General features: G+C 41.4%; 8 protein-coding genes and 1 pseudogene. 8 read left to right on the top strand and 1 reads right to left on the bottom strand.

Annotated elements, in window-relative coordinates; all coding sequences use genetic code 11:
* Nucleotides 1-77: 77 nt before the first annotated feature.
* The 4 genes from D5281_RS23835 (at nt 78) to D5281_RS23825 (ending at nt 2,614) form a co-directional block, all read left to right on the top strand.
* Nucleotides 78-1,580, top strand: a complete 1,503-nt coding sequence (locus tag D5281_RS23835; RefSeq protein ID WP_160562384.1) for a phytoene desaturase family protein — start codon at nt 78-80, stop codon at nt 1,578-1,580.
* A 145-nt stretch (nt 1,581-1,725) separates the two neighbouring features.
* The gene (locus D5281_RS23830) at nt 1,726-2,118 is read left to right on the top strand and encodes a sigma factor-like helix-turn-helix DNA-binding protein (RefSeq protein ID WP_160562383.1); all 393 of its coding nucleotides are present in this window, start codon (nt 1,726-1,728) and stop codon (nt 2,116-2,118) included.
* Nucleotides 2,119-2,140: 22 nt separating this feature from the next.
* Nucleotides 2,141-2,272 carry a hypothetical protein gene (locus tag D5281_RS26255; protein ID WP_277935595.1) on the top strand — a complete coding sequence of 44 codons (132 nt, stop codon included), beginning with the start codon at nt 2,141-2,143 and terminating at the stop codon, nt 2,270-2,272.
* Nucleotides 2,273-2,476: 204 nt separating this feature from the next.
* Nucleotides 2,477-2,614, top strand: a complete 138-nt coding sequence (locus D5281_RS23825) for a hypothetical protein (RefSeq protein ID WP_160562382.1) — start codon at nt 2,477-2,479, stop codon at nt 2,612-2,614.
* Nucleotides 2,615-2,939: 325 nt separating this feature from the next.
* On the opposite strand, the gene D5281_RS23820 is transcribed toward D5281_RS23825, so the two are convergent.
* On the bottom strand, nt 2,940-3,113 hold the full coding sequence (locus D5281_RS23820; RefSeq protein ID WP_160562381.1) for a hypothetical protein: 174 nt from the start codon (nt 3,111-3,113) through the stop codon (nt 2,940-2,942).
* A 112-nt stretch (nt 3,114-3,225) separates the two neighbouring features.
* Here D5281_RS23820 and D5281_RS23815 point away from each other — a divergent pair, with 112 nt between their 5' ends.
* The 4 genes and pseudogenes from D5281_RS23815 to D5281_RS23800 form a co-directional block, all read left to right on the top strand.
* Nucleotides 3,226-4,263, top strand: a complete 1,038-nt coding sequence (locus D5281_RS23815) for a restriction endonuclease (protein ID WP_160562380.1) — start codon at nt 3,226-3,228, stop codon at nt 4,261-4,263.
* Between the two features lie 28 nt (nt 4,264-4,291).
* A complete protein-coding gene (locus D5281_RS23810) occupies nt 4,292-4,636 on the top strand; it encodes a hypothetical protein (RefSeq protein WP_160562379.1) in 345 nt (114 codons plus the stop codon).
* A complete protein-coding gene (locus D5281_RS23805; RefSeq protein ID WP_160562378.1) occupies nt 4,633-4,824 on the top strand; it encodes a hypothetical protein in 192 nt (63 codons plus the stop codon). Before D5281_RS23810 ends, D5281_RS23805 begins: the two co-directional genes overlap by 4 nt.
* A gap of 127 nt (nt 4,825-4,951) precedes the next feature.
* Nucleotides 4,952-5,305, top strand: a pseudogene (locus tag D5281_RS23800) (MobA/MobL family protein); the annotation flags it as partial.
* Nucleotides 5,306-5,528 lie beyond the last annotated feature (223 nt).

Genomic DNA, 5,528 nt, shown 5'->3' with positions numbered 1-5,528 from the left:
TCATTCATCTGAGATATGTAACTATAAATTCCTTGATTTTTTAAGGAAAATCACTTGACAATATAGGGAGGAAAACAATGAGTGAAAACAAAAAGAGAATTGTAATTGTAGGTGGCGGCATTGCTGGATTGTCAGCAGGAATTTATGGAAAACTTGCAGGTTATAACGTGGATATTTATGAAAAAAATCCGGTTGCTGGCGGGGAATGCATGGGGTGGAACCGGAAAGGATGCCATATTGACAATTGCATTCATTGGCTTACCGGAACGAAAAAGGGGACAGCGCTCCGCAAAGTATGGGAAACAGTCGGAGCATTAGATGAACATACGGAATTTGCGGATTGTGACAGTTTTTATACAAGCATCAAAGGGGATTCGCGTGTAACATTATGGAAGGATTTGGAAAGGACGAAGTCGGAATTGCTCAAATTGTCCCCTGACGATGCGATGGAAATAGAAAAATTTATAGAGTATGTGAAATATGCGGCGGAATGTGAAATACCAGCCGAGAAACCTATGGATGCTATGGGAATCATGGATTATATCCATATGGGCGTTTCAATGGCGGATATGCCAAAGGTGATGAAGGAATACGGCTCCATTGATTTGGAGGAACTGTCCAAGAGGTTTAAACACCCTGCTTTAAAACAACTATTTACAGATTATTTGCCAAAAGAATATGTTGCAAGTTCATTTCTTGTTTCTTATGCCAGTATTACATCTGGTAATGGCGAGATTCCAATGGGCGGTTCTCTGGCAATGGTAAAACGTATGGTGAATCAGTTTTTACGGTTGGGTGGAAATTTGCACTGCAATGCGCCGGTTGTACGGATTCTTATAGAGAATAAAAAAGCAATAGGAATCGAAATGGCAGATAAAGAAAAGGTGTTAGCGGATTATATTATTTCATCAGTAGATACCATGGAGATGTTCGATAGGTTAATCGGGAAAAAGTATATGGATGCAAAATGGCAGTCCTGTTATGCTGATAATGAAAAATATCCTCTTTTTAGCGCTGTTCAGGCAGCATTCGTGGCAGACAAGACAGCGTATGACAGAAAAGGTACTATTTTCTTTGACTGTAGTCCTTTTGAAACAGGAGGAAGGAAAGTGGAGAGGATTTCGGTGAAAAGTTATGAATATGAACCGGAATTTGCTCCAACAGGGAAAATAGTGATTCAAGTAAATATTCCGCAATTTGATAAGGAGTACTTATACTGGAAGGGGCTGACAAAGGAGGAATATGAGAGCCGGAAAAAGGAAGCGGTAAAGGCAATAGAAGAACGATTGCAGATGCAGTTCCCCAGTCTTTTGGGGCATATGGAGTTCCTTGATTGCTGGACACCGATTACTTATGAACGGTATTGCAACGCATATCACGGAGCATATATGGGATTCATTACAAGAAAAGGTGTAAAGTCCTTCCGCGTGAAAGGGCTATTAAAGGGGGTACAAAACCTGTATATTGCCAGTCAGTGGATTATGGCACCGGGAGGACTTCCAGTGGCAGTAACGGCAGGGAAATTCGCTGTGTGGCGGATTGCCTGCAAAGATAAAAGAATGATAGATTATAATAATTAAACTAAGAATTAAGACGGGAAAGCGCTTGTTGGAAGAAAACCGATGGACGCTTTTCTGTTTTTAAAGACAGCAATACACTGTCATTCCCCGCCACTCCTGACTTCATTTCAAGTACAACAGAATTTCAGAAATGGAGGACAGGATATTGACAAATATAAATAAAGAAAACAAGACAATAAAGCAGTTTGTGAAGTTATGCCATATTGCCTTAAAATATGAAAAAGTCAATTATTACAGTGAACGGAAACGGATGGCGGAACGGGAATCGCATATTGAAATGTTTTCCGAAAAACAGTTGGCGATGATTGACAAAGTTTTTGATACTTACCATGCTGATTATTTTCAAATCATGGGATATGAAATCGGCATTGCAAATGGGGATTTGGCACAGGCATTAAGGGAGATGCCGGACAGGCAGATGCAGATTGTCCTGATGTATTATCTTATCGGATTGAAAGACAGGGAGATTGGGGAAATTTTTGGTCTGGCGAAAAGCAGCGTGTGCAAGTTGAGACATGATGCAATAAAAACGCTCTAGCGGCTGATGGAGGAACTATATCATGGATAATCAGTATGAAGGCAGGGATATTTCCTTTGAAACACTGGAAAAGGCAGTGAATGGCGATTACTTTGCCATACAGGAAGTGATTGATCGGGCTGTTCAAGCCGTACATGGCAAGGCTAAGCGTTAAGGGAGGCAGATTTAACGGGGAATTGTTTGAAAGGCTTGTGCGGAAACTTATGCTTATAACAGTCCGGTTCAGGATTGATTATGATAAGAAATAAACAGGCGTTATTAAGCACAGGAGGGACATTCAGCATATGGATGTCCTCTTTTGTATGCCTGTATTTCTATACAGTATTAACAGCGTTACGGGCAGGGAGGAAGTGAAAAAGTGAGTGAAAATAAATTAAGGAACAGAGATACGATTGAGGTGGAATTAAAGAAAACAAAAGCCGAGCTTACCATTGCAAAACACAGGGAAACGAAGTTACGCAACCAGATAAAAGGCATGACGGAAAAGGAGCGTTGACACCGCAACATTGTATGGGGAAGCCACTTTGAATACCTTCTCAGGGAGAAGCTGAATGTTTCAAAAGAACAGCTTGCCACGCTCAATGATGACATGGTAAAGGATATTCTGAATACGCTGTTTGCGGACTTATCTTTCCGCCGGACTATGCAGAATGTCTTGGCAGAAAAAATAAAACAACAATCCCCGATGGAATGAAATTATCTGCCGAAACGTGGCGGGTGGCAACGCAAAGTTCACTAAAGGGTAGGGCAGAATGCCGGTAGAGAAATTGTCGTTTCCCCTGTTGTCTGCCGCAAGGCAGGCAAAGCCCCGCAGGGCGCACTTATACACCACTTAGGGAAGTGGTGCATTGCGCCCTGCCGGGGGCGGTCTCCGCTGTCGCTCTGGTCGGCGCAGAACCAACGTCCACTGGACGTTGTGCGCCCTGCGGACAGCAGATGATTTCCGTAGATTTCCAATCTGCTCCAATCATCACAGGGGAATCTGCCCTTCCCATGCGCTGGCTCCGCCAGCTACCCCTTTGTGAGCTTGCCAAAAGCTATCTGTTCAGAATTGGGTATCAGTGATATAATTACCATAACCAAAAGTTAATTAAAGGAGTGAGTGCTATGCCAGACCGAAACTATTATATGATTAGAGCCATGCTATCCCGTGAAGATGATTTTAAGATTTTCTTTGATAACAATGTTGTTGCTGTTGGATGGAGCAAAGTTGACTTTGCTTCGCTTTCTGATTCCCAAGAAGTGAAAAATGCAGTCCGAAGAAGTTATTATGATAAAAGCGATAAGGCACAACAGGTAATTTCCAAAAATATGAATGAGGTAGAACGATTTAAAGATATGAAAAAGGGCGATTACATTCTTGTGCCGTTTAATTCTTATATTGCACTTGCAGAAGCAAATGAAAAGGAAATTTATTCACCGGAAGATTACGAACAGGATTTATCCAACCAAAGAAGCGTGAACTACCGTTATGAGAATGGGAAACTCCTGATTATCCCACGTAATGAATTGTCAGAAGGTTTACAAAGACGTTTGCGTGTCCGTGGAAATACAATTGCCAATTTATTTGAATTTAAAGATGAAATTGAAATGATTTTCAGCCGGAAATCTTATTCCTATTCTCAGGAAATGCGGGATATGGAACAGGAGGAAGTAAAAAAACTGAAAGCCGGTTTACTTGAAAATATCCAGAAAGGAAAGACAAATCTCCAAACAGGCGGGATTGGACTTGAAAATCTTGTTTGTGAACTGATGAAATGCGAGGGATATGAAGCAGAGGTGTTGGCAAAAAATAAATTCACAGGCAAGGCAGACGCTGACATCCGTGCCATTAAAGAAGATTCCTTTATGTCAAAAAAGATATTTGTACAGGTTAAGCATCACAGTGGTTACTCCGGCAGCCAGGGCATTCAACAAGTCATAGATGTTCTGTCGCAAAAAGAATATGAAGGATATGAGGGATATTTTATAACCAGCGCAATGGTGACTGATGATGTAAGGGCATTTGCAGAAGAAAACGGCATTGAAGTTATGGATGGAAATGCTTTGGTTGAGTTGATTGTAAACAATCTGGATAAGCTGTCAGAAACGACAAAGCGATTATTGGGAATTTGTATCGTTCCCCGTATGCTTTCTACAGTATAGAGATTAAGATGATGAAGGATTGAAAGGTATGACAGAACCAGAAGTAAGTTTACGTTTAGCGATGTATTACATCAAAAAACATCTCACTGAACAGGATGTTAAAGTTTCCATTGATGGCGCACATATCAAAATCGGGAAAGTATTACATTTTAATATTGAAAGGTTTTTGAGAGAAAATAATTTCGTTAAAATGGATGAGGATTTTGGCCGTTGGCAAGGCAGGTATTGCATAAAAGGACAAAGAGCAGAGATTATTTTAGAATCTATTCCGGGATATGGAGATGTTCAAATCCTCTTGCAAAATGGAAAAACATTATTTGTGGAAAGCAAAAAAGTAAACAGGGAAAAAGTGGTCAGGAGTCCCCTTTTATGAGGGAAGCCATCGGACAACTAATGACCAGTTCTTTTATGAATGAAAATACTATTCCTGCCGTTGCCGTACCATATACAAAAAAGAGTTTGGAATTAGCAGAACGATGGTCAAAGCTGAAGCAAATACAAAAAGTAGGCATACGCTTTATTCTGGTACAGGAAAATGAAAATATAAAACTGTATAAATAATGCCAAATTTATTGTATCCCAATAACTAAATAATCCGCCGCCCACCAGCGGCACACCCAAGCAGGAAATCTGAAAAAGTATCCTGCTATTTTTTTGCCTCGAATCCGTGAGAAAGGAGGGCGCACACTTGCCATGCCCGCACTGTAAAATTACCATCATTAAACGGAGCAACAACGAATCCGCTGTTTCTGCCGCCGCCTACCAGAGCGGCGAGAAGCTGTTCTCTGAATACGACCAAGAGCAAAAATACTATCCCTATAAAACCGAAGTCACCCACAACGAAATCATGCTCCCGCCCCATGTGCCGCCGGAGTATGCAGACCGAAATACTTTATGGAACTCTGCCGAAGTGCAGGAAAAACAATGGAACTCCCAGCTTGCCTGGAGGTTCGTGCTTGCCATCCCAAGGGAAATCCCGCCGGAACAGTACGCAGACCTTATCCGTGACTACTGCCGGGAGTTTTTTGTTTCCAAAGGCATGTGAATATTATCCCCCTTGGGAGCCACCAGTTTCCCGCTTCAGAGCCACCCAGAAATGGTATTTTCCACCTTCAGAGCCACCACAACATATTGTGGCAGCACACATATTTGATTTCACTATAAATCTCCTTATAGTTATTCTTGGAGAACTGCTGATGCAGTATCACCAAATAATCTATAGGGAGGTCTTTTTATGTTTAAGAAGACAAAAGTCAGAAGTATTC

It is taken from the genome of Parablautia muri, assembly GCF_009917485.1.
In the GTDB taxonomy this organism is placed as follows: domain Bacteria; phylum Bacillota; class Clostridia; order Lachnospirales; family Lachnospiraceae; genus Suilimivivens; species Suilimivivens muri.
The sequence above is the reverse complement of the archived record's forward strand: the minus strand, read 5'-3'. Positions and strand labels throughout refer to the sequence as shown.

What these genes read in the sequence shown, in the direction of transcription:
- D5281_RS23820 (WP_160562381.1), bottom strand. Translation starts at nt 3,113, where the DNA reads ATGGGAAGGGCAGATTCCCCTGTGATGATTGGAGCAGATTGGAAATCT.
- D5281_RS23835 (WP_160562384.1), top strand. Translation starts at nt 78, where the DNA reads ATGAGTGAAAACAAAAAGAGAATTGTAATTGTAGGTGGCGGCATTGCT.
- D5281_RS23810 (WP_160562379.1), top strand. Translation starts at nt 4,292, where the DNA reads ATGACAGAACCAGAAGTAAGTTTACGTTTAGCGATGTATTACATCAAA.
- D5281_RS26255 (WP_277935595.1), top strand. Translation starts at nt 2,141, where the DNA reads ATGGATAATCAGTATGAAGGCAGGGATATTTCCTTTGAAACACTGGAA.
- D5281_RS23805 (WP_160562378.1), top strand. Translation starts at nt 4,633, where the DNA reads ATGAGGGAAGCCATCGGACAACTAATGACCAGTTCTTTTATGAATGAA.
- D5281_RS23815 (WP_160562380.1), top strand. Translation starts at nt 3,226, where the DNA reads ATGCCAGACCGAAACTATTATATGATTAGAGCCATGCTATCCCGTGAA.